The sequence below is a fragment of the Mucilaginibacter sp. KACC 22063 genome, assembly GCF_028736115.1.
Lineage (GTDB): Bacteria > Bacteroidota > Bacteroidia > Sphingobacteriales > Sphingobacteriaceae > Mucilaginibacter.
On sequence record NZ_CP117877.1, the window covers coordinates 4206362 to 4228990 of the forward strand.

16 protein-coding genes and 1 tRNA gene are annotated in these 22629 nt (G+C 42.6%); 6 read left to right on the top strand and 11 right to left on the bottom strand.

Annotated elements, in window-relative coordinates; all coding sequences use genetic code 11:
• Positions 1–22: 22 nt before the first annotated feature.
• Together PQ461_RS18395 and PQ461_RS18400 are read right to left on the bottom strand one after the other, a co-directional pair.
• Positions 23–1237 carry a site-specific integrase gene (locus PQ461_RS18395; protein WP_274206999.1) on the bottom strand — a complete coding sequence of 405 codons (1215 nt, stop codon included), beginning with the start codon at positions 1235–1237 and terminating at the stop codon, positions 23–25.
• A gap of 137 nt (positions 1238–1374) precedes the next feature.
• Positions 1375–1448 (bottom strand) — tRNA-Asn (locus tag PQ461_RS18400).
• Between the two features lie 86 nt (positions 1449–1534).
• On the opposite strand from PQ461_RS18400, the gene PQ461_RS18405 reads away from it, so the two are divergent.
• From PQ461_RS18405 to PQ461_RS18415, 3 genes are all read left to right on the top strand, one after another.
• Complete coding sequence (locus PQ461_RS18405) at positions 1535–2455, top strand: PfkB family carbohydrate kinase (protein ID WP_274207000.1); 921 nt, start codon at positions 1535–1537, stop codon at positions 2453–2455.
• Positions 2456–2536: 81 nt separating this feature from the next.
• Positions 2537–4255, top strand: a complete 1719-nt coding sequence (locus PQ461_RS18410) for a glycosyltransferase family 39 protein (RefSeq protein WP_274207001.1) — start codon at positions 2537–2539, stop codon at positions 4253–4255.
• On the top strand, positions 4256–5293 hold the full coding sequence (locus PQ461_RS18415; RefSeq protein ID WP_274207002.1) for a lipid A deacylase: 1038 nt from the start codon (positions 4256–4258) through the stop codon (positions 5291–5293).
• Between the two features lie 154 nt (positions 5294–5447).
• Here PQ461_RS18415 and PQ461_RS18420 read toward each other — a convergent pair whose 3' ends face one another.
• The 4 genes from PQ461_RS18420 to PQ461_RS18435 all read right to left on the bottom strand — a co-directional run bounded on the left by PQ461_RS18420 (position 5448) and on the right by PQ461_RS18435 (position 10464).
• Complete coding sequence (locus tag PQ461_RS18420) at positions 5448–6155, bottom strand: head GIN domain-containing protein (protein WP_274207003.1); 708 nt, start codon at positions 6153–6155, stop codon at positions 5448–5450.
• Between the two features lie 82 nt (positions 6156–6237).
• The gene (locus PQ461_RS18425; RefSeq protein ID WP_274207004.1) at positions 6238–6927 is read right to left on the bottom strand and encodes a response regulator transcription factor; all 690 of its coding nucleotides are present in this window, start codon (positions 6925–6927) and stop codon (positions 6238–6240) included.
• 3 nt (positions 6928–6930) lie between these two features.
• Positions 6931–8565 (bottom strand): sensor histidine kinase, encoded by a 1635-nt coding sequence (locus tag PQ461_RS18430; protein ID WP_274207005.1) that lies wholly within the window; start codon positions 8563–8565, stop codon positions 6931–6933.
• A gap of 9 nt (positions 8566–8574) precedes the next feature.
• Positions 8575–10464 (bottom strand): alpha/beta hydrolase family protein, encoded by a 1890-nt coding sequence (locus PQ461_RS18435; RefSeq protein WP_274207006.1) that lies wholly within the window; start codon positions 10462–10464, stop codon positions 8575–8577.
• Between the two features lie 147 nt (positions 10465–10611).
• Between PQ461_RS18435 and PQ461_RS18440 the strand changes: the two genes are divergently transcribed.
• The 3 genes from PQ461_RS18440 to rfbC are packed head-to-tail and all read left to right on the top strand — an operon-like array spanning position 10612 to position 13302.
• A complete protein-coding gene (locus PQ461_RS18440; protein WP_274207007.1) occupies positions 10612–12426 on the top strand; it encodes a tetratricopeptide repeat protein in 1815 nt (604 codons plus the stop codon).
• 18 nt (positions 12427–12444) lie between these two features.
• Positions 12445–12747 (top strand): DUF4286 family protein, encoded by a 303-nt coding sequence (locus PQ461_RS18445; protein WP_274207008.1) that lies wholly within the window; start codon positions 12445–12447, stop codon positions 12745–12747.
• A gap of 6 nt (positions 12748–12753) precedes the next feature.
• Positions 12754–13302 carry a dTDP-4-dehydrorhamnose 3,5-epimerase gene (gene rfbC, locus PQ461_RS18450; RefSeq protein WP_274207009.1) on the top strand — a complete coding sequence of 183 codons (549 nt, stop codon included), beginning with the start codon at positions 12754–12756 and terminating at the stop codon, positions 13300–13302.
• Positions 13303–13410: 108 nt separating this feature from the next.
• On the opposite strand, the gene PQ461_RS18455 is transcribed toward rfbC, so the two are convergent.
• The 5 genes from PQ461_RS18455 to PQ461_RS18475 form a co-directional block, all read right to left on the bottom strand.
• Positions 13411–14205, bottom strand: coding sequence for a carboxylesterase family protein (locus PQ461_RS18455; RefSeq protein ID WP_274207010.1), 795 nt, complete (start codon positions 14203–14205; stop codon positions 13411–13413).
• Positions 14202–16481, bottom strand: a complete 2280-nt coding sequence (bglX, locus tag PQ461_RS18460; RefSeq protein ID WP_274207011.1) for a beta-glucosidase BglX — start codon at positions 16479–16481, stop codon at positions 14202–14204. The genes PQ461_RS18455 and bglX overlap by 4 nt, the downstream gene beginning before the upstream one ends.
• Positions 16482–16499: 18 nt before the next feature.
• Entirely contained in the window at positions 16500–17861 is a 1362-nt protein-coding gene (locus PQ461_RS18465; protein WP_274207012.1) for a glucoamylase family protein, read from the bottom strand.
• Positions 17862–17955: 94 nt separating this feature from the next.
• Positions 17956–19500, bottom strand: a complete 1545-nt coding sequence (locus PQ461_RS18470) for a RagB/SusD family nutrient uptake outer membrane protein (protein ID WP_274207013.1) — start codon at positions 19498–19500, stop codon at positions 17956–17958.
• 13 nt (positions 19501–19513) lie between these two features.
• Positions 19514–22558, bottom strand: coding sequence for a SusC/RagA family TonB-linked outer membrane protein (locus PQ461_RS18475; protein ID WP_274207014.1), 3045 nt, complete (start codon positions 22556–22558; stop codon positions 19514–19516).
• Positions 22559–22629 lie beyond the last annotated feature (71 nt).

The window sequence follows — 22629 nt, forward strand, 5'->3', positions numbered from 1 at the left end:
GTTACCCATCCTGCTTAACAACTTATTCAATAAGCTTTACAACCTTCTCATTTACTTCATCAATCACACTTTGCTCAAAGCTATCTAAGTAAATGTTTGTAATCTTGTTACCGTACTCGTGCCCTAAGCACTCGGCAATAAGCTCGTTCGAGTATCCAAGCCGCTTTGCTGTTGTAGCCCAAGTATGACGTGCTACATATGTTGTAAGATTCTCAACACCTAACTGTTTACCTAAACGCTTCAAGTACTTATTTGTAGTCTTTATCCATTGCTGTATTACCTTTTTACTTTCTAAGGAGTCTTCCTCAACTTTACTTGTCATCACCGGCAAAAGATAGATACTGTTGCTGTTAAACCTTTTCAAAAGTTCAATGGCAAGCTTAGTCATTTTGATACTATACGACTTATGCGTTTTTCTTCGACAGTATTGCATTCTACCATTGACTATATTGGAGTGCTTAAGATAGGCCATGTCAGTGAAAGACATCCCTCTAAAAGCAAAACTTAGGAACAAGTAGTTTCTAGCGTTCCACTCTTTCGAGCCTGGTTTGATTACAAGTTGACCCAGGCCGGTTAGAGCATCTGAGGCAATAGCACGTTTAGCCGTCTTCTCCGTCTTGATTGAGATTTCGGTGAATGGATAAAGAGACCGATCGACCAGCTTAGACTTAATTGCCTTGTTATATATTGCACGTATGGATCTGAAATAGTTTCCTATTGTGTTAGGCTTCGCCCCTTCTTTTATAAGCTGATGTTTGAATCTATCAAGTAATGAGTAATCAATTTGCTCAAACTTCAACTGCTTATCATTGCAGAAGGCCATTAGCCTATTTACCGCAGTTTGATATACTACTGCGTTTCCCGTTCTTTTCACCTCATGTAGCTCTGCAATAACTTGATTTGAATAGGTAAAAAAGGTAACTTTTCTTTTGAGTTCTATCGGCTTCTCATGAAACTTCTCTTTAAATGCCTCGAACGAGAAACTACCTTCATCTTCCATTTGCAGAAGTAACTTTTGAACTTTAAGAAATTTGCTTGTAAGGTTCTTGTTTAGTTCTTTGTAGTTAGGGCATTGACTATTGATTAAGCAACCATCCTCATTCCAATGTCCTTTGCAAATAGATATGCCGGTAGCGTAAGTTGTTGTCTTTCGGTTGTAAGTTATCCTAAACATTAACGGATACTTCTCTCCTGCTTTTGGTCTCCTGTTGTCCAGAAATACCTTGTATGTAATCATAAAACCACGGGTTTGTGGTTAGCGCTTATTTATAGTTGTGCAAACAATGTGCAAACATTTCAGGCTCAGGGTTCCACTTGGTCGAACTCACTAAAACAAGAAAGCCTCTCAGCAATAACTGAAAGGCTTTTTCTTTGCTCCTGAAGCTGGACTCGAACCAGCGACCCTCTGATTAACAGTCAGATGCTCTAACCGGCTGAGCTATTCAGGAATCTTTTCCGGTTTGGAGTGGTGCAAAGGTATAATTTCCCGGAATATTTCACAATATTTGCATAAAAAATTTTTAAAAAATATTTCATGAGCCTGGTAGTAATTGGTACCGTAGCGTTTGACGCCATTGAAACTCCCTTCGGGAAAACAGATAAAATAGTGGGTGGTGCAGCCACTTACGCAAGTTTAGCCGCCTCTTATTTTTATGATAAGGTGAAAATTGTTGCCGTTGTGGGAGACGATTTCCCGGAGAGTGAAATTGCCGATTTTAAAAATCACCATATAGATACCGAAGGCTTGCAGATCAAAGCCGGAGAAAAATCATTTTTCTGGAGCGGGAAGTACCATAACGACATGAACAGCCGCGATACGCTGGTGACCGAGCTAAACGTATTGGCCGATTTCGACCCTATCGTTCCCGAAAGTTACCAGGATTGCCAATACCTGATGCTGGGCAACCTTACCCCGCAAGTACAGCAAACGGTGATTAAGCGTATGCATAACCGCCCTAAGCTTATTGTAATGGACACCATGAACTTCTGGATGGATATTGCATTAAACGATTTGCTGGACACCCTGAAAATGATCGACGTTTTAACTATTAATGATGCCGAGGCCCGCCAGCTTTCGGGCGAATATTCATTGGTTAAAGCGGCTAACAAGATCCTTACCATGGGCCCTAAATACCTGATCATTAAAAAAGGCGAACACGGTGCCTTGTTATTTGGCGAAGGCAAAATCTTCTCTGCGCCTGCCCTTCCGCTTGCCGAAGTATTTGACCCAACCGGTGCAGGCGACACATTTGCAGGCGGCTTTATCGGTTATATGGCTAAAGCTGGCGAGGTCAACTTCGACAACATGAAAAATGCCATCATTTATGGCTCGGCCCTGGCATCATTCTGCGTTGAAAAATTCGGTACCGAAAAAATTAAAAATCTTACCGACGAAGAGGTAAATGCACGCGTTCAGGAGTTTGTGCACCTGTCAAAATTTGAGATCACTGCCTAAATTCAATTTTAACAATACTTAACGCCTGTTTATAACGTTAAACAGGCGTTTTTCATTTATTTTTGCAGCGCATCTGCTTGTATGGCTACAACACTATCCCCGGTAAAACAAAACCCCGAAAAACTGATCTGGCTTTTTCTGCTGGGATGGACTTTACTAAACGCTGTACAGGCAGCCACACTGGGCCTTCACTCAGACGAAGCATATTACTGGCTTTATTCACGTTTTTTAGATTGGGGCTATTATGACCACCCACCGATGGTGGCCGTTTTTATACGCATAGGTTATTCGCTTTTTGCTAACGAATTCGGGCTGCGGCTGATCACAATTTTAAGCAGTACCGTTGCGCTCCGTGTGTTGTGGCTCACTATCCGCAATTACAACCCCGATGCCAGGTGGTTTATACTTGTTGCAGGCGGCACATTTATTTTTCACATCTATGGCTTCATTACCACGCCCGATGCACCATTATTCTTCTTTACCATATTATTTTACTACTGCTTTCAGCGATACCTTAAAGAAGATAAGTGGCAAACAGCCATTTTATTAGCCATTATCTTAGCTTGCCTTTTATACAGTAAGTACCATGCAGTGCTGCTCATCGGCTTTACGGTTGCGGCAAATATCAAACTGCTTAAACGCGGCACTTTCTGGCTGATACCGGCAATCACAGCCACTCTTTATATCCCACATATTTACTGGCAGATCAGTCATGGCTATCCATCGGTTAATTACCACCTTTTCGAGCGGTCATCCGAGGTTTACGACTTTGCCCATACCTATCTGTTTATTCCGGGGCAGTTGCTAATGGCAGGGCCGCTTATTGGCTGGTTGTTTTTTTACCTTTTAGGCCGCGTTAAAATCAAGGATGCCTTTATCCGTACCTTATTGGTTAACTGTGTAGGCACGCTGATCTTTTTCCTGATCAATACGCTTAAGGGCAACGTACAACCGCATTGGACACTTATTGCCTTTGCACCTTTAGCCATGCTGGTGCTGATCTATTTTAACCAGAAACCGGCCATACCTGCATGGTATCAGAAACTGGCTGTAGCCAACCTGGTGTTTGTTGTTTTGATACGCCTGCTGCTCATTAGTAACCTGCCTTTTGTTACCAAATTAGGCGCGGTAAAAAGCTTTTATAATTACGACAAATGGGCAAAGGAAATTAAGCAAAAGGCAGGCGACGCTTATGTCATCTTCCCGAATAGCTTTCAGGATCCATCAAAATACAGCTTTTACACCCATACCATCAAGGGCTTTAGCTATGATTCCCGCTTTTACCGGCGCACACAATTTGATATCTGGCCGCTTGAAGATAGCCTGCAAAACAAGCGTACCTTTTATTTGGAAACCAAGCCTTCTATAAAACTAAAAACAGATTCCATTTTTACACCACAGGGAAAGTTTTACCTGGTACAAATAGATAGCACACGCACTTATCAACGTATAAAAATTGAAAGCGATCAGTACAAGGTGAGCGCAGCACCGGGACAGCAGCATGTTTTCTACTTAAAGGTGACTAACCCCACAGAACGTGCGGTTGATTTCAGCAATAAGAACAAATTGCATGAGCTGGTTTTAGGCGCTTGTTTTATGCAGGATGATGCACAGCCTTTTGCGCAGCGTGCCGATACCTCTTTTTACAGCATTAAGTTACAGCCGCATCAATCTGCTAACTATACATTTACAGTAAAAACACCGCCGCAAAAAGGGCATTACGATTTAATATTTTCTTTAAGGACCACTCCTTTCCAGGGAGGGCACAATAGCCGTATCATTAATTTTACCGTTGAATAGATGAACAAAAAATTCTACCTCTTACTCAGTTTTTGCCTTATTACCAGCATTAGCTCGTTTGCACAAGGCAGCCTTGATATCCATTTTAATGGCTTTGGCTTTTTAGATAACCGCGAATACAAGGCTTTCATTCCCCGCTCGCGTACCTATTCGGGTGCACGTACAGCACTTGATCTTGGTTTAAACCTTGATAGCCTTAACCATTTTGTGGTAGGTGTTAACGGTATACACGAGTTTGGTGCTAAGCCGTACTTTTTAAAGGTTGATCCGGTTGCTTATTACAAATTTGAAAGCCATAGCTGGTTATTTAGTGCCGGTATGTTCCCGCGTGCAGGCTTGATAGACAACTTTCCGCGAGCTATGCTAAATGATACGCTGATGTACTATCGGCCAAATATCGAAGGATTATTAGCCCGCTATCAGAATGCGCATATCAGCTTTACAGGCTTTTTAGATTGGGTAAGCCGCCAAACAGCTACCGATCGCGAGCAGTTTATCTTTGGCCAATCCATGAAATATACGCCTTCAGTAAATGGCGATTTTTATATCAAAGATTATTTTATGATGCTGCATGATGCAGGCCCGGCAGTATCCATCCCTAACGATCATATACGCGATAATGGCGCTGCACAGGTACGCCTGGGGCTCGACTTAACCAAGCACACCTCGCTCGACTCTTTATCGTTCGAGGCTGGTGGAATGCTTTCACTGGAGCGCACACGTGAAAATGACGGCGGAGGCTTTAAAACTCCGAAAGGCTTTGTGGCAAGCGCATACTTAGGTTATCGCCGTTTTGCATTTTTTGATGAGTTTTATGCAGGTCAGGGCCACATGGTTACTTATGGCGACTCTTATTACGAAAAGAAAATGTATAACAGGTTAGACATCATATACACGCCTTTCCTGTTCCACAACATTAAAGGGCAATTCATTTTAAGCCTTCACTTTTCACCCGGTCAGTTTAATGACAACCAGGAAGCTTTCAGGATAACGTATGACCTTGGAAGAAAAAAACTGGTAAAATGGAATGATAATTAAGTTCTGAGTTACGGGTGTCTGAGGTGCGAGATGATAAGTAATTTTGAGTTAGTGAATGAGTGAATTATAGATAATTTATTTATAACTCACTCATTTTAATATTAATCACTCTGATCTCTTATTATTCATAACCCACTAATTCAACAACTCATAATTATATTTTGTGTACGCTTCCGCTGCCGGTTGCTGATGAGGAAACGTTTTTTGCACTGCCTGTATATCGTATATCACCAGAGCCGGTTACAGATGCATCTACTGTATTATTGGCATTAACCGTAGCATCGCCTGAACCTGTGATATGCACTCTTGTAATTGAGGTAACAAGGTCGCGTCCGCTAAAATCGCCAGACCCGCTTATACGTACAGCTGAGGTTTCTGCACGGCCGCTTAATTTCATATCACCAGATCCTGTTACGGTGCATTCCAAATCTTTTGTTTGTAAACGTCCGGTCATATCTCCCGAGCCTGATACACGCAAACGCAAAGAATTGGTTGTAATACCGTCTTTAAAAGACATATCTCCCGAGCCACTAACAGTTAGGCTGTTTAGCTGCTTGGCAGAAATATATACCGCTATTTTTTTGTGACCGCCAAACAGGTCGCCTAAGTTCCAGTCCCAATCACCTTTAGAGTAAATGTTTAATACACCATCTTTTACTTCTGTTTTAATGCGGTTAATTACATTAGACGGTGCTTCTACCCTTACAGACTCTGTATTACCTTGTGTAATATAAACATCGGCAGAGCAGCTAAGCGTTACACCGTTAAAGCCTGTTATGCTGCGCACCTGGCTATCGGCAAATGCAGTATTAATGCCTGTAATAAATAAAAAGGCAAATAAGATTGTGGTCAGTGATTTCATGGTCAAGTCTTGTTTAGGGATTAGACGCACTTATCCACCAAAAGGTTACATACCAAATCAAATTTGACAGGCAGCAGGCAACTTAATCGTTAGCGAACTTATAACCTATGCCCCTTACGGTTTGCAGGTATTGTGGCGAATCCGGATTATCCTCAATTTTTTTGCGTAACCTAACAATGTGCATATCCAGCGTACGGGTATTTACATCGGTATTATAACCCCAAACTTCCATCATCAGTTCTTCGCGGTTAATTACCTTGTTGCGGTTTTTAAGGAAATATAACAGGATACGGTTTTCCAATATGGTAAGCTCTATCTTTTTGCCATCCTTTATTAAAAGGTGGGTATTAGGATGGTGCTCCATACCTGCAAAACGATAAGTCTCGGGCTTATCATTATTCAGCTGGAATTTGATCTTGCTGTCAATCATGGCAACCAGCACATCCATATTAAATGGCTTGGTGATGTAGTCAGAAACACCAAAATTATAAGCTTCTATCTTATCCAGGTCCTGTGCTTTGGCGGTCATCATAATCACCAGCTTTTCAAAACCGCTTTTACGGATGCCTTCACAAACTTCAGAGCCTTGTTTACCGGGCAGCATCCAATCGAGCAGTACAATGTCCGGATTTTCTGCCATGATCATTTTTTCTGCATCATCCCCATTTGATGCTTCCAGTACTTTATATCCTTCTGATGTTAAACGTTCTGCTACCAGAAAGCGTAAATTTTCATCATCCTCAACAAGCGCGATTTTTATTTCCTGATTCATATATTAGTTTTCGTAAGGCAGCGTAACCGTAAATTCTGATCCGTGGTTTACTTCACTTTTTACTGTTATATCGCCGTTCATAAAATTAGCCAGTTCTTTACAAAAAGCCAAACCTAAACCGACGCTGCCATTTTGGTTATATTTATTTTCTATCCGGTAAAACTTCTTAAAAATATTTTTGATCTCGTTTTTAGGTATCCCTATTCCTTTATCAATAAATGTAAACACAATGTCGCGCTTTTCGTGTGTAACATTTATAAAAAGTTCTTTATGGTGGGGGTTTGAATACTTATAAGCGTTTTCAATCAGGTTTTGGAACAAGCTGCCCAGCAGCACCGGGTCCGAATAAAAGTTGTAGACCTTATCTACGCTATAGTCCATTTTAAAGTCCGGATATTTTATTCTGAATGTTTCGATAAATCCTTTTACAAACTCTTCAATATTTATCTCTTCTTTTTTTAACCTGATCGACCGGTTTTCAATCTGCGTAAATGATAACAATTTATTCATCAGTTCATTCAGGCGGTCGGCTTCCTCGTCCAATATACGGCCGTAATGCTTGCGCTGCCTTTCGGTAAGTTCATTTTCGCTGCGCAAGTTCGATCCGGCAATTTTTATCACACTTACCGGCGTTTTAAATTCGTGGGTAAAGTTGTTTATAAAGTCGTACTGCAGTTTAAACAGTCGTAAATTGATACTTAGGTTGCGGTAAATAAGCCAGCCGATCAGCAACAGGAACAAATACACCAGCAGCACAATGGCAGCTGTAGGCATAAACCTGCGATTGATCTCTCCCTGCAAATAATCGGGCTTTGAACTGAAATACAGTTTAAAATCTGAGAATGCACCCGGGAACGCCAGTTCCGTCACATAGCCCTGATTTTCTGCATCGAGCGGATAATAGACCACCGGCTTAATACTGATATGCTGGTAAAGTTCGGGATGGGTATTTTTAACTTGTAAAGCGTATGGATCAAGGTAAAAGGTCATCATATTTTGCGGATAAAATGACGACGGCCTTGTACCCTGCTGCATAGCCTTGTATGCCTTTATTTCCTCGCGGCGAGGTATGTTTAAATAACTGATCTTATCAGGCTTAATATCATAAAAGGTCCTGAATACCTCATCCTGGTTAGGCAGCATGGAAGTATCTGCCTGTAGCACATAACTCCTGAACTTTTCTGCCATCTGCCTGAAATCGGCGTCTTCAATAACAGGCCTTTTTGTGCCAACTACTTTACCCTGCCGATAAACATACTCATAAACATTTTTAAGTGAGATACCCAAACGCCGCTTTTTGTTCGCCGGGCGCTGGCCGATCTGGATATTGTAAAAGAAAGTACGTTTTACAAACGGATAATCTTTAAACACCGAAGCCGAATACTTACCCGCAGAAGATGAATCAAGGAAACCCTGGTAAGAAGTGATTTCGTAAACCTTATTCAGATACAGGTCATTATAAGGTTTAAGCGTTTGCTCCAAAACGTCGATCTTTTTGGAGGTAAACTCGTTTTCTACATATTTAGAGGTAAAGTAATGCGCTATAATAAGCCCTGCAACCAGTAATACGGATACCAGTATAAAGAAAAAGATGATGAGTAAAAAGTTTTTCCGGTAGCCCTGCTGTGCTGGTTTCATAAACTGCGGCTACTGTTTTACTTTCATATTATTAGCCAGAAACTCCTCAATCTGCTGGTACATCTGCGTACGGTTATGCTCACTCCTAAAGTAAGTACGCTCATTTTCTTTCAGCACATAAGTAACCGGCACATTGTGTCGTTTCAACTCACGTACAAACTGGTTTAACTCACTGATGTTTGCGCGCGGATCTTTTGCGCCCTGAAAAATAATAAGCGGTGATTTAAACTTATCCGGATGAAAAACCGGCGAAATGGCACGCAGGGCATCTGCATCGGTTTCGGGGTTGCCAACCATCTCATAGGTCATTTTAAGCTTTGGCTTAAAAAATGGAGGCGCATCTTTAATATAATTAAAAAAGTTAATCAGCCCATACTGCACCACACCACAGTTATACAACTCGGGGTGAAAAGACATGCCATACAATGCACAAAAACCGCCAAAACCACTGCCAAAAATGGCTATCTTTTTAGGGTTGGCTATCTTCTGATCAATAAGCCAATGCACACCGTCTGTAATGTCCTGCTGCATTTTACCGCCCACCTGCTTAAAGCCTGCACTGTAAAAAGCCTTGCCATAACCTACCGATCCGCGGTAATTAACCTGGAACACCGCATAGCCGCGATTAGCCAAAAACTGCATCTCGGCATTATAGCCCCATGTGGTACGGGTCCAGGGGCCATTATGCAACAGCACCACCACTGGCAAATTAGTTTTTTTATTGCCTTTGGGTAATGTGAGATATCCATTAATAGTAAGCCCGTCGCTGGCCTTATAACTGATCGGCTGCATAGCACATAATTCGTCGGGCTTAATACTTGCATTAATATCGGCAAGTTTGGTCAGCTTTTTTGTATTGCTTTGATACAGATAGTATGACCCGGGATTACGGTCGTTACTGCTGTAAATAATAAATTTCACCTCCGCGCTGTCACGGTCGGCTACTTTAACCTCGTTACCCGGCAACTGCTGTATCAGGTCATTATAAATATGTTCGGCGCCGCTGTTCAAAAAATGTATCTGCGGTTTCTCATCATTCCAGGCAGCATATTCAATCTTACTCTCCTTTTTTGAGTAGCCCCAATCCTGTATATCGCTGTCATCACTTGAGTACAGGGTCTTTTCTTCTTTTCCTGTTTCAGCATTGATCTCTACCAGGGCTGATTTATCCCGGCCGATGTTTGACAATGCATAAAAAACCTTCTTATCAGCGGTAAAACCTATAGGTTGCACCTGATTTTTGAAATTATTAACGATGATTGGCCTGAACGGTACATTATCATCTTTACGGTAAAGTATGGCCTCGTTAACACCGTCTGATGATTTTACCAAACGAATCTTCCCATCCTGATCAGGGAACCACCAGGTAAAGTTTCCGGGGTTCTGAATGTACATTTTCAGTTCACCGGTACGTATATTTAAACGGTAAACGTCGAAGTTGGCAGGGTCGCGTTTATTTAATGCCACAGTTACAATATCCGGATTGATACGGCTGCGGTTAAGCATGCGTAACTGCACTTTACCCAGCGAAAGTATATCACGCAATTTCATCGTAGCCACATCTAAGGCAAACATCTTAAACTGGTCTTCGGCAACAATGTCCTGGCTTAAAACAATTTGGTTGTTATAGGTCCAGAAGTAATCTTTTACAGGATAATCATTAAAAGATGTTAACATTACCTCTTTCCCATCAGCCAGCGACTGAATAAACAGGTTTTGTTTTTCCTTGTATGGTTTAAGGTACGAGATGTATTTGCCGTCGGGCGAAATTTTATAATAACTCTTTTCCGGCGTCTTAAAAAAATCAAGCACAGGGATCTGCCTTACATCCTGACGGTGGCAGGCGCACAGCACTAAAACGAACAGGCTCAGCAAAAATATTTTCAAATGATTCAACATGGTTCTACCCTACTTCTGCGCTTAATCAATTAGGTCAAAGTAGTTAAATTTAATTGTTCCTGACAAAATTGTCACTACAATTTTACCCGTTAATTACGTTGTAAAAACAACACAAATGATTGATAATTATTGAGTAATTTTGGATAGATGAAGCGATTTTGTGTTCTGCTATTATGGTGTTTGCTTACTGCTGCCGGGCTTTTTGCACAGGTTAACGACCTGCAACTGGCACAGCAATATACCATGAACGGAGAAGCGCAGAAAGCGTTTGATATCTATCAAAAACTTTACAAACAGGACAACGAAAACTACTACAGTTATTATGTTAACAGCCTCATCGGGCTGAAGAAATTCGACGAAGCCGAAAGTATTACCAAAAAACTTCAGCGTAAGCACCCTAACGATTATCAATACACTATCACACTCGGACGCATCTATCGCGAAGAAGGTAATAACAGCAAAGCTGATGAGGTGTATGACAACCTGATCAAGAACCTGCCACCCGATCAGGCCCTGATCAGTAGTCTTGCTACAGGATTTTACCAGGCAGAGAATACTGACTATGCCATTAAGATCTTTCTCCAGGGACGTAAGCTTTTAAAAAACGACCGGCTTTATTCGCTCGAACTAATCAGCCTTTACCGCTTTAAGCGGGATAACGTGGCCCTTACTAATGAGTATGTTAATTTTTTACCCGAAAATCCCGGCTATTTAAACCAGGCAGAGAATACACTGTCTACCGTTTACAACGACGACAAGGATTACAATTACCTAAAAACTGAATTGCTAAAGCGCATACAAAAAGACCCTGATGCTACCGTTTATGCCGATTTGCTTACCTGGCAGTACCTGCAACAAAAACAGTTCGGGCTGGCGCTTAATCAGGCATTGGCATTAAGCAGGCGTATTGACGACAAAGGCAGCAGTATTTACGACCTTTGCCGCACACTTATTGGTAATGGTGCTTATGATGAGGCCATCCGAGGTTATGAATTTATCATTGAGCATTCCACCAAAACCGATCCTTTCTATATCCCGTCGAAAATTGATATCCTGGATGCCAAGAATATAAAGATCACATCGGGGAAATTTACACAAGCAGACCTTACAGGCCTTGAGCAGGATTATATTAATTTGCTAAACGAGTTTGGCCGCAATGCCAGCACTGCATTTGCCATGCAAAGGCTTGCTAACTTGGAAGCATTTAAACTGCATAACCTTATTAAGGCTAAGGAATTACTGGAAGAAGCGATCAATATACAACTGATACGCCCCAACTTGCTTGCACAATGCAAGCTTGACTTAGGCGATATTTACCTGATGAGTAATCAGCCCTGGGATGCTACCTTAATTTACGGCCAGGTTGAAAAGGCCAACCCCGGAACAGCCATTGGGCAGGAAGCACAATACAGGAACGCAAAGCTGGCTTACTACACAGGCGACTTTAACTGGGCTAAAGGGCAATTGGATGTACTTAAAGCTGCCACTTCGCAGTTGATTGCCAATGATGCGCTAAATCTTTCATTGCTGATCAGCGATAATATAACGTTTGACACTACCGGTGCAGCATTGAAAATGTATGCACGTGCTGATCTGCTCATTTTCAAACAACAACCTGAAAAGGCATTGTTAACACTTGATAGTATTGCTAAAAAATATCCTAACAACCCACTCGACGATGATATCATGATGTCGAAAGCGAGGATATACATTCAGCAGCAGGATTATCAAGCGGCTATAACGTCCTTGAAAACTATTGCCGAACTACATAGTTATAGCTTGTGGGCTGATGATGCAAATTTTATGCTGGGTGATATTTATGAGAACAAGCTGAACGATAAGGTACAGGCCAAAAGTTATTATCAGAAAATAATTACCAATTATCCGGGTAGTTTATGGATCAACGAAGCGCGTAAACGCTTCCGTATACTCCGCGGCGACCAACCCGACACATCTTCATAATATTTATACCTTTGCGGCATGATAGTATATAACGAAACCTACGTTGTTGAAGAAGATATACACGAGCAATGGTTTAGCTGGATTAAAGAAAATCATATACCGGCTTTCTTAGCTACCAAAGACTTCGATTCTTATCAGATTTTACGTGTGCTTAATTCGCCTAACGAAGGTGTTACCTACTGCATACAGTATTTCACAGATGATATTGAAAAGTATGAGCACTTCATGCTTTACCACCTAAATCCGTTACACATAGCACATAACCAGGCATTTGAAAACAGGTTTGTGCTGTTCAACACGCTTATGGAGAAAATAAACTAACTACTTATGAACGTTACTACCACCCCTATTGAAGGCCTTTTAGTTATTGAGCCGCAGATTTTTCAGGATAGCCGCGGTTACTTTTACGAAAGCTACAACAAAAAGAAATTTGCCGATGCCGGCATTGATGTTGACTTTGTACAGGACAATCAATCGTTTTCGCAAAAAGGCACCTTAAGGGGCTTACATGCACAAGCTAATCCGTTTGCACAAGGCAAACTGGTACGCGTATTACAAGGCAGCGTACTGGATGTTGCCGTTGATATCCGCAAAAATTCGCCTACTTATGGCCAACATTATACTGTTGAATTAACCGGCGAAAATAAGAAGCAGTTTTGGGTACCTGCCGGCTTTTTACATGGCTTTGTAACGCTCGAAGATGACACCATCTTTATGTATAAGGTGACAAACTATTACGACAAAAACTCTGAGATTGGCGTTATATGGAACGACCCTACTTTAGGTATTGGCTGGGGCGTTAATGAAGCTGAAATACTACTATCGCCAAAAGACGAACTGCTTTCAACTTTTGATGAACTGGTAAGCCCTTTCTAAAAAGGATTATATAAGCTTGTCATTTCGAGCAAAAAGGAAGAATCTATTACGTTCTCAATAATATAGATTTAGATTCCTCACTTCATTCGAAATGACAAGCTTGATTAATTACTTCTTGTGCGAAAACAGCCAGGGCAATAATTCCGGCTCTGCAAAGGCGTCATCCCAACTATTATGGCCATCGTTAGGATAAATGGTAAATTTCGGATCCGCGCCTGCTGCTTTCAACGCCTCCACAACCACCTGCGAATGATCTAATGGAACCGTTTCATCTTTTGCTCCGTGGAAGATCCACAATGGCACCTTCTTAGCATAAATCTTTACGTTATTAGTATTATCGCCACCGCAAATGGCAAAGGCAGCGGCAAATACTTTTGGCTCGCGGCGTAGTATTTCAAAAGTGCCCATGCCGCCCATTGATAAACCACCAACATATACCTGGTGCTTATTTACGTAGGGCTTATCAAGCAGGTTATCTATTAATCCCATTAAAGCATGCATCGCTTTGGTAGGCTCGCCGCCCTCTTGGAAATTGAAGGTCCTTTTATGCGTAACCGAGTCGGGCTGTATCTTCACATTGCTCCAGTAGCTATCCTTAGGGCATTGCGGGTATACCACAATGGCGGGGAAATTGGTACGCGTACCATCACTCAAAAATAAACCGGTACCATATTTAAGCTGCGCCTCGTTATCAGTCCCGCGTTCGCCTGAACCATGAAGTACAATTATTAGCGGATACTTAACTTTCGGATCGAAATCGCGCGGCATCAGTATGCGGTAAGGCAATGTATCCGTTTTATTAACATACATGCCCTTATCAAAAGTAGTGCTTTGGGCGTGGCTAAAAACAGGAAATGCCAGGCACAGGCCCAGCATTCCGATTATGAATTTTATTTTGATCATATAGTTAACTTGAAACTTGCTTCCTGGGTATCGCGTGAGTTTGTTCCCACAAATACTTTAAAGTCGCCAGGCTCGCTGGTGTACTTCATGTTTACATCGTAAAACTTCAGGTCTTCATTTGTTAACGTAAACTTGATCTCTTTTGATTCACCCTTACGCAGAAAAACTTTCTGGAAGCCGCGCAGCTGTTTGAGCGGGCGGGTAACAGAACCTACCATATCACGGATGTAAAGCTGTACAACTTCTTCGCCATCATAATTACCATTGTTAGTCACCGTTACTGATACATTCAGCTTATCAGTTGTTTTAATGGTTGTTTTATCCAAAACAGGGCGGCGATAAGTAAACGTAGTATAACTTAAACCGTAACCGAAAGGATACAATGGATCGTTAGGAATATCAAGATATTTTGATGAGTATTTATTTTCAGGGCTTGCAGGGCGTCCTGTATTTTTCATGCCATAATAAACCGGGATCTGACCAACACTGCGGGGGAACGTAATAGTTAATTTTCCTGCAGGATTATAGTTGCCAAATAACACATCGGCGATGGCATTGCCTGCCTCGGTACCTGCAAACCATGTTTCAAGTATCGCAGGGAAATGTGCATCTTCCCATTCTAAAGTCAATGGGCGGCCATTGAATAATACCAGCACTACCGGTTTACCTAAAGTATAAATTTCGCGCATCAGGCGTTTCTGACTTTCGGGGATGCTGATATCTGAACGGCTTGCAGCTTCGCCAGTCATACCTTGCGATTCGCCTACTGCCAATACAATTACATCAGCTTTTGAAGCTACATCCTTTGCTGCTTTCAAGAGTTTCTCAGGATCCTCAACAGAAATATCTCCACCCGAGTTATTTAACTGGCGTAAGATATTGGCATCATCAGTAATGTTGGCACCTTTAGCATAAGTAACCTGTACACTGTTACCTGCTACATTCTTAATACCTTCTGTTAATGACACGGCTTTGTTCCAGTCGCCTGCGCCAGACCAGTTGCCGATCATATCTCGTTTATCATCGCCCAACGGGCCAATAACTGCAACAGAACCAGATTTTTTAAGCGGCAATACTTGCTGATAGTTTTTCAGCAACACAAATGATTTACGTGCAATATCACGGGCGGCATCAAGATTAGCCTGGCTCATGATCTCGGTACGCGCACGGTCTTCATTGCAATATTTGTAAGGATCGTCGAACAAGCCCAATTTATATTTTGCTTCCAACACACGGCGAACAGCCTCGTCAATCGTTTTTACGCTTACTTTGCCTTCTGCTACAGATTGTTTGGTGTAACGAGCAAACTCGGCACCTTGCATGTCCATATCAACACCTGCATTTAAAGCGGCTTCAGCTGCTTCTTTATCGTTAGCCACATTACCGTGGTTAACCATTTCGTTAATGGCGGTATAGTCGGTTACCACAAAGCCCTTAAAGCCCCACTGTTTTTTAAGCAGGTCGGTAAGCAACCATTTATTAGCAGTTGAAGGCACACCGGCAAGTTCGTTAAATGAGGTCATGAAACTGCCTACACCCGCATCAACCGTTGCTTTAAACGGCGGTAAAATGGTTTCAACGAGCGTACGCTGGCTTACATCAACAATATTATAATCGCGGCCGCCTTGTACAAAACCGTAACCGGCAAAGTGCTTGGTACAAGCCATTACCGAGGTACCATCATATTTATCACCCTGAAAACCTTTTACACGTGCTTTGGCAATAAGGCTGCCCAGCCAAACATCTTCGCCTGCACCTTCGGCAACACGGCCCCAGCGTGGGTCGCGGGCAATATCAACCATTGGGGCAAAGGTCCAGTGCAAACCATCTGCCGATGCTTCTGCACCAGCAATGTGAGCGCTTTTTTCCATAGCAGCCAGATCCCAGCTCGAGCTTTCGCCAAGCGGAATAGGAAAAATAGTTTTATGCCCGTGGATTACATCATACCCGAAAATTAACGGGATATGCAAGCGGGTATTTTTAACCGCCATTTCTTGTAACTGGCGCGTATAAGCGGGTGTATAGGCGTTGAAGATAGAGCCTACCAGCCCTTTCTGAATATCATCTTTATAACCGGCGCGGATGCTTGGACCCGTAAGCGCCATGTCACTTGTGTATTGCGTTAACTGGCCGATCTTTTCCTCCAATGTCATTTTCGACATCAGGCTACTGATGTATTGATCCATTTTACTTTTTGGAGCCGGCTTGCTTTGTGAAAAGCCATTTACTGTCAGCGCGGCAAAAAATAGCGCACAGCTGATTTTCTTGTAATTCATGGTGTATATATATTGACGTTATTGTTGATTGATATGGTAAGTGCTGCTCTGGAAGTCGAGCTTTTTTAAGCCTTGCTGCACTTCCGGGCAACTCATAAACAAGTTCCAGATCAGGCCACTACGGTAATTTTCTATCATTACAACAATAGGCCCCTGATCGATGGCAAGATACGATTTTGCATACCAATTATTACTCTCGCTGAATGCATCTGTAAATCCATATTCACCCCATATTTTATCGCCAAGATCATAATAAAAATGGCGAAGTGCTTTCATGGAAAACTCAGGTGTATACGGAAATGCTGATAAAGCTGCTGTTGGTGTTATTACCCCCAGGTCATTAGTAGGCGAATGGGCATTATAACCTTCGTAATTATCACTGGCTGTTAAGCCCCAGCAATCTGCCCCGTAGCCTTTAAAGTGCTTTGGATTATCAACACAGTAGTCGTGATTAATCAGTGTATGATTTAAGTTTTGCTGCCAGTAATTAGCATAACGATCCTTTAAGCCTTTAGGGTTTAAACCCATAAACGAATAATGGGTATAAAATAACGGACCGCCATAATCAAAGCCTAAGGGCAGCACATGGTTATAAAAGGTCTTCCCGTTTTTGAAGAAATCACTTTGCGCCCAGCCACGGTGATACACGTCTGCCGACACAGGATACCGCTGACCCGAAGCAGCCAGTACATACGTAATGAGGCACTCATTAAAGCCCCGCAAAGGAAAATTCATGGCCCAGCCATTATTTGGCGACCAGTGCCAGTACAACACATCGCGCCCACCACGGGTAAACCAATCCCATTCTATTTCGCCCCACATCCAGCTGATTACATCACGTATGCGGCGCTCCTGCGGATTATCGGCTGTAAAATATTGCTTTGCGCACAGTAGACCCTGAAAAAGAAACGAGGTTTCAACCAAGTCTGCACCATCATCTTTACGGCTAAAGCGGATCACCTTACCGGTTTCTCCATTTAACCAGTGCGGAAACACCCCATGAAATGAATCGGCTTTGTACAGGAAATCAACGATTTTAACCATACGTGCAACAGCCTGATCGTGGCTGATCCACTTGCGGTGATCGGCAACAATAAGCGCCATGATGCCAAAGCCCGACCCACCTGTTGTTACTACCTCGTTGCCGTAATCAAAAGCCACATTACTGCGTTCGCGGGCAAGACCGCTTGTGGGGTGGCCAAAGTCCCAGAAATACCTGAATGTTTGACGTTGCACTACATCAAGCAATGCGCTATCAGAAAGGTTTTTAATAATGCCTACCGGCTTAATCCCTGTTTCTGTAGATACGGCTTTTTTCTTTTGCGCACTTGCACATAAAAAAGCGGCAATAAATGCCAATGTAAAGAAGACGTTTTTCATGATGTTATGCAGAGATAAATGCGTTTACAAATCTCTATATAATTTAACAACAAAAGCCACCATAGGGTGGCTTTTGTTTAAGTACAAATAGTAATTAATATCCAGGATTTTGTTTCAAACGGCCTCCGCTCAAATCAATTTGTTGCTGAGGTATCGGGAATAATGCCCTTGTCGAGCTCCATGTTTTGCCATCTGCAGCAAACGCAGCAGCAGCAGTACCTGGCTGTACCGCATCCTGACGAACAAGGTCAAAGAAACGGTCATGCTCTTCTGCCATTTCTATACGGTGCTCATGCCAGATCGTATTCAAAGTAATACCACCAGAAGGCGTTGGGGACAAGCCTGCACGTGTACGCAATGCGGCAATATCGCTGGCAGCCTCACCAGATTTACCTAACTGGAACGCAGCTTCGGCATGGATCAGCAACACTTCGCCATAACGGATAATGCGTAGCTGTTTTGGCAGGTGGTCTGTATTACCACCGCAATTTCGTTCCTGCGTACGGCTATGATATGCCTTATAGCTATAGGTAGAGTTTTGAACAGAATCTTGTCCAGGTATGCGGAAACCGTCGAATAAAACAGTACCTGTAGGTTGGATGAAGATGATGGTACCTGCTTTACGGGTATCATTAGCTTCATAAGCATTAACTAAACTTTGTGATGGATTATTGAAACCAAAACCCAAATCAGACCAGCCGAATTTACCACCGGCACGCGGGCCCTGTGATACTACATAAAGGTTGGGACCAGCGCTGCAATCCTGGTTTACGCCAGCCTGGATTTCAAAAATTGATTCTGAGTTATTGATACCGCCATCGCCGTTAACCGCATTCTCACGCCAGATAAGGGCATAGTTTTTAACCAACGAATATTTACCGCCTGATATCACAGCCTGTGAAAGATCGTAAGCTTTTTGATAGTCTTTGCGGTACAGGTAAACTTTAGCCTCTAATGCCTGTGCTGCACTTTTAGTTGCACGGCCTACATCTGTTTGGCCTTTATCCGGCAGATTGGCAACTGCAAAATCAAGGTCGCTGATGACTTGGGCATATATAGCATCGGCAGTAGCGCGGGTTTGGAACTCATCGTTATTTGCTTCGCTTGCTGCCGGTACACGGTTAAGCAACGGAACACCTCCGAATAAACGCACGAGGTTAAAATAGAATAACCCTCTTAAAAAACGAGCTTCGCCTATCAGCTTGTTTTTTGTGGCAACATCAAACTGGGCATTTTGCAAAACCCCGATTGCCTGGTTTGCCCGGCCTACGCCTTGATAGTAGCCACTCCACAGGTTATTTGCTACTCCGTTTGTTGATGTAGCTTGCAGTTTATCAATCTGGTCTGCGTCACCAAAATCTGAGGGTGTACTTCCTTTATCTGCATCATCAGAGGCAATGTCTGTTGCTACTACAAACTGGAAACTGTCGATATCCGGATCAAAACCACCTATATAAAATACATTGTAAATACCGGTAACCAGGTTTGCTGCCTGTGTTGGGTCGGTAATAATCTGGCCTTGGGTAACCTGCCCTTGCGGCGGTACATCAAGGTAATTTTTGCAGGCGGTAAAAGTCATTGAAACCAATGCAACAGCTACGCCCGCAGCTGCAATTTTTATGTTAAATTTCTTTTTCATGATCTCAAGCTTTTTAGAATTGAACATTTACACCGAACGAAAAGGTGCGGGCTACCGGATAAACTGATTGATCTACCCCCTGGGCCAATATACCAGATGATGAAACCACGTTAACCAAGCCATTAGCAGTGTTATTGGTGGCTGGTATCAACTCTGGTGATATGCCTTTGTACTTGGTAATGGTAAACAGGTTTTGTGCAGTTGCAAAAATGCGCAGCCTTGAAATATATAATCTTTTTAAAGCATTTGCGGGAATAGTGTAACCTAAAGTAAGATTGTTCATTCTTACAAATGAGCCCGATTGAATAAAGTAAGTTGACGGTGGCGTGTTTGATGTAATTACATTAGGATCTGTGGTTGATGGCCTTGCTGTAGTAAAGCGGCTATCGGCATAATCTGATGTTATATTGTCGCGCAGGTCAGATCGTGCGTTGCTGTTACCGTTGTAAATCTTGTTACCAAAATTGTAATACAAATCGGCGCTCAGGTCAAAGCTGGTATAGGTAAAACCAAGGTTAAAACCACCATAATATTTAGGCTGGTATGAGCCTGCATAAATACGGTCATTGGCATCAATTTTACCATCGCCATTAACATCAGCATAGCGTAAGCCACCTACGTGGTTTGCCTCACCAAAGGTATTAGGTGGTGCAGCATTAACCTCTGCCTGGTTTTGGAAAACCCCTACAGCCTTTAATACATAATAGCTTGCTATTGGCTGGCCATTATCGGTACGGGTTACAAACTGGCCGTTAACACTACCATCCTGCAAATACTGACCGCCATTAAGCCCAATAACTTTATTAGTGTTGAAACTGAAGTTACCACCTGCATAGTAAGAAAACTTATCGTTGATTTTGTCACTCCATTTCAACCCAAACTCAAAACCTGTATTTTGAAATGAGGCCGCATTGGTTGTATAAGTATCCTCATTTGACCCTAATATAGCTGGGATAGTTACCTGGGTAAGTGCATCTTTTACCTTTTTGCGATAGTAATCAAACTCACCGGTTAAGCGGTTATTTAAAAAAGCATACTCGAAACCTAAATCTAACTGATCGGTAAGTTCCCATTTTAAGTTAGGATCTTTGATTTGCTGTATTGCTGTGCCATTTGTAAGCTGTCCATTGTAATAATAAGGCAGGTTTGAAGTAGCAGTTACAATATAAAGGCTCGACGGAATATTATCATTACCTAGCTGACCGTAGCTGGCACGTAGTTTTAAATAATTAATAACCTTTTGATCTTTCATAAAGTCCTCTTCGGTTACAACCCAGCCACCGCCTACGGTATAAAAGTTACCCCATTTTTGAGCAAACTTAGAGCTGCCGTCGCGACGGAACGATCCTGTTAACAGATACTTGCCGGCATAATCATAGTTCGCACGTGCAATTAACGACTGGCGGGTGTATTTATCACCATTGTTATCTAATGATGTTTGCAAGCTTGGATCGCCTAATGCCAGATACCACTGATCTGATATTGGAGGAACGTTCAGGCGTGTACCATTCAGATAGCTGTAGCGGAATTTCTCGCTGGTGTAACCACCCAATACTGTAACGTGATGTTTATCGAAACGGTGATCGTATGTTAAGGTGTTATCCCAGTTGAAGTTATACGCATTATCCTGCTGGATGAAAAGCGAGCTATTGTCCTGGCGCTGGTTACCGCCGCCTGTTGTAAAGGTTGAGGAATTTGCACCAAACTGGTACAGGTAGTTGCGCTGGTTATCCCAAACACCGTCAACATTAAATGCGGTGTGGAACTTAAGCGACTTTACAATGTCGTAATCTAAAGCAACGTTGCCTTGTACGCGGTTAGCACCTGTAAAGTTGTTTGCCTTGTCTAATTGTAACAGCGGGTTACCAACGTTACCCCAAGCCGATGTATTACCGTAACGGCCGTCATCTGCCTGGCCAATTACAATTGGCGCAGCCCTGTAAACGTTACCGAAGATGCTGGATGCCGTAATCGGGTTTTCTATTGAGCGGGTTAATGATAACTGTTCGCTGAATTTTAATTTCTTAGTGATGTTTACGTCATTGTTTGCACGTAACGTAAAACGTGAGAAATCATTGGTTTTAGCAATACCCTGATCATCCAGGTAACTGGCGCTTACAAAATAGGTATTGTTGTCGCCGCCTCCAGATAATGAAACGTTGTGATTCATGGTGAAACCCTTGCGTAAAACAACATCCCACCAGTTGGTGGTGCCGCCATAAGTTAACGGCGCACTATTTGCCGCAAGCGCACTTGGGTTTACATCAGTTTCATAAGAAAGATACTGATCGCGGTTGGCCATTTTAATGGTATTAGCTGCTTCGCGGAAACCAAAGTTGGCATCGTAGCTAACAGAAGGCGGCCCCTTTTTACCCTTTTTGGTAGTGATGATCACCACACCGTTTGCACCACGCACACCATAAATAGCGGCAGATGCATCTTTTAATACATCGACGCTTAATATGTCGGCGTTGTTAATGTTACGGATATCATTGGTTAAAACCCCGTCAACTACATAAAGAGGGTTTGCACCGCCAAGTATAGAGCCTGTACCACGGATACGTAATTGTGGAGCCGAGTTTGGCTGCCCCGAAGAAAGTACCTGCACACCTGATACCCTGCCCTGTAATGCCTGGGTAGGCGTTTGTACCGGCTGCTTGGCTAATTGTTCGCCGCTTACGTTACCGATAGATCCAGTAACATCGCGTTTACGCTGCACGCCGTAACCCACCACAACTACCTGCTGTAATTCTTTGGCCTGCGGTGCAAGTTTTACGTTTATTGCTGTTTGTCCGTTAAGCGGAACCTCTTGAGACGCATATCCAACATAGGTAAAAACCAATGTTGCCGTGCCCGGTGCACTTAGTGTAAACGCGCCGTTTACATCTGTTTGAGTGCCTGCGGTAGTACCTTTAATAGTTACAGTAACGCCGATGAGGGTTTCGCCACTGGTGGCATCTGTAACATTACCTTTAACAGTAACATTTTGTGCAAATGCTGCTGAAGTAAAAAAAAGAAACAAAAGTACATACCCTGTGAAAGTAAGGATTCTATTCATAAATGAAATGTTAGGGTGTATGGATGGAATGAGCAACAACCTTTAGGTGTGGTTGTTTGCTTAGGTTTTGT

Excerpts from the sequence above, each read along its gene's own strand:
- PQ461_RS18440 (WP_274207007.1), top strand. The coding sequence starts at position 10,612 with ATGAAGCGATTTTGTGTTCTGCTATTATGGTGTTTGCTTACTGCTGCC.
- bglX (WP_274207011.1), bottom strand. The coding sequence starts at position 16,481 with ATGAATTACAAGAAAATCAGCTGTGCGCTATTTTTTGCCGCGCTGACA.
- PQ461_RS18455 (WP_274207010.1), bottom strand. The coding sequence starts at position 14,205 with ATGATCAAAATAAAATTCATAATCGGAATGCTGGGCCTGTGCCTGGCA.
- rfbC (WP_274207009.1), top strand. The coding sequence starts at position 12,754 with ATGAACGTTACTACCACCCCTATTGAAGGCCTTTTAGTTATTGAGCCG.
- PQ461_RS18410 (WP_274207001.1), top strand. The coding sequence starts at position 2,537 with ATGGCTACAACACTATCCCCGGTAAAACAAAACCCCGAAAAACTGATC.
- PQ461_RS18430 (WP_274207005.1), bottom strand. The coding sequence starts at position 8,565 with ATGAAACCAGCACAGCAGGGCTACCGGAAAAACTTTTTACTCATCATC.
- PQ461_RS18470 (WP_274207013.1), bottom strand. The coding sequence starts at position 19,500 with ATGAAAAAGAAATTTAACATAAAAATTGCAGCTGCGGGCGTAGCTGTT.
- PQ461_RS18435 (WP_274207006.1), bottom strand. The coding sequence starts at position 10,464 with ATGTTGAATCATTTGAAAATATTTTTGCTGAGCCTGTTCGTTTTAGTG.
- PQ461_RS18475 (WP_274207014.1), bottom strand. The coding sequence starts at position 22,558 with ATGAATAGAATCCTTACTTTCACAGGGTATGTACTTTTGTTTCTTTTT.
- PQ461_RS18445 (WP_274207008.1), top strand. The coding sequence starts at position 12,445 with ATGATAGTATATAACGAAACCTACGTTGTTGAAGAAGATATACACGAG.
- PQ461_RS18420 (WP_274207003.1), bottom strand. The coding sequence starts at position 6,155 with ATGAAATCACTGACCACAATCTTATTTGCCTTTTTATTTATTACAGGC.
- PQ461_RS18425 (WP_274207004.1), bottom strand. The coding sequence starts at position 6,927 with ATGAATCAGGAAATAAAAATCGCGCTTGTTGAGGATGATGAAAATTTA.
- PQ461_RS18465 (WP_274207012.1), bottom strand. The coding sequence starts at position 17,861 with ATGAAAAACGTCTTCTTTACATTGGCATTTATTGCCGCTTTTTTATGT.
- PQ461_RS18405 (WP_274207000.1), top strand. The coding sequence starts at position 1,535 with ATGAGCCTGGTAGTAATTGGTACCGTAGCGTTTGACGCCATTGAAACT.
- PQ461_RS18395 (WP_274206999.1), bottom strand. The coding sequence starts at position 1,237 with ATGATTACATACAAGGTATTTCTGGACAACAGGAGACCAAAAGCAGGA.
- PQ461_RS18415 (WP_274207002.1), top strand. The coding sequence starts at position 4,256 with ATGAACAAAAAATTCTACCTCTTACTCAGTTTTTGCCTTATTACCAGC.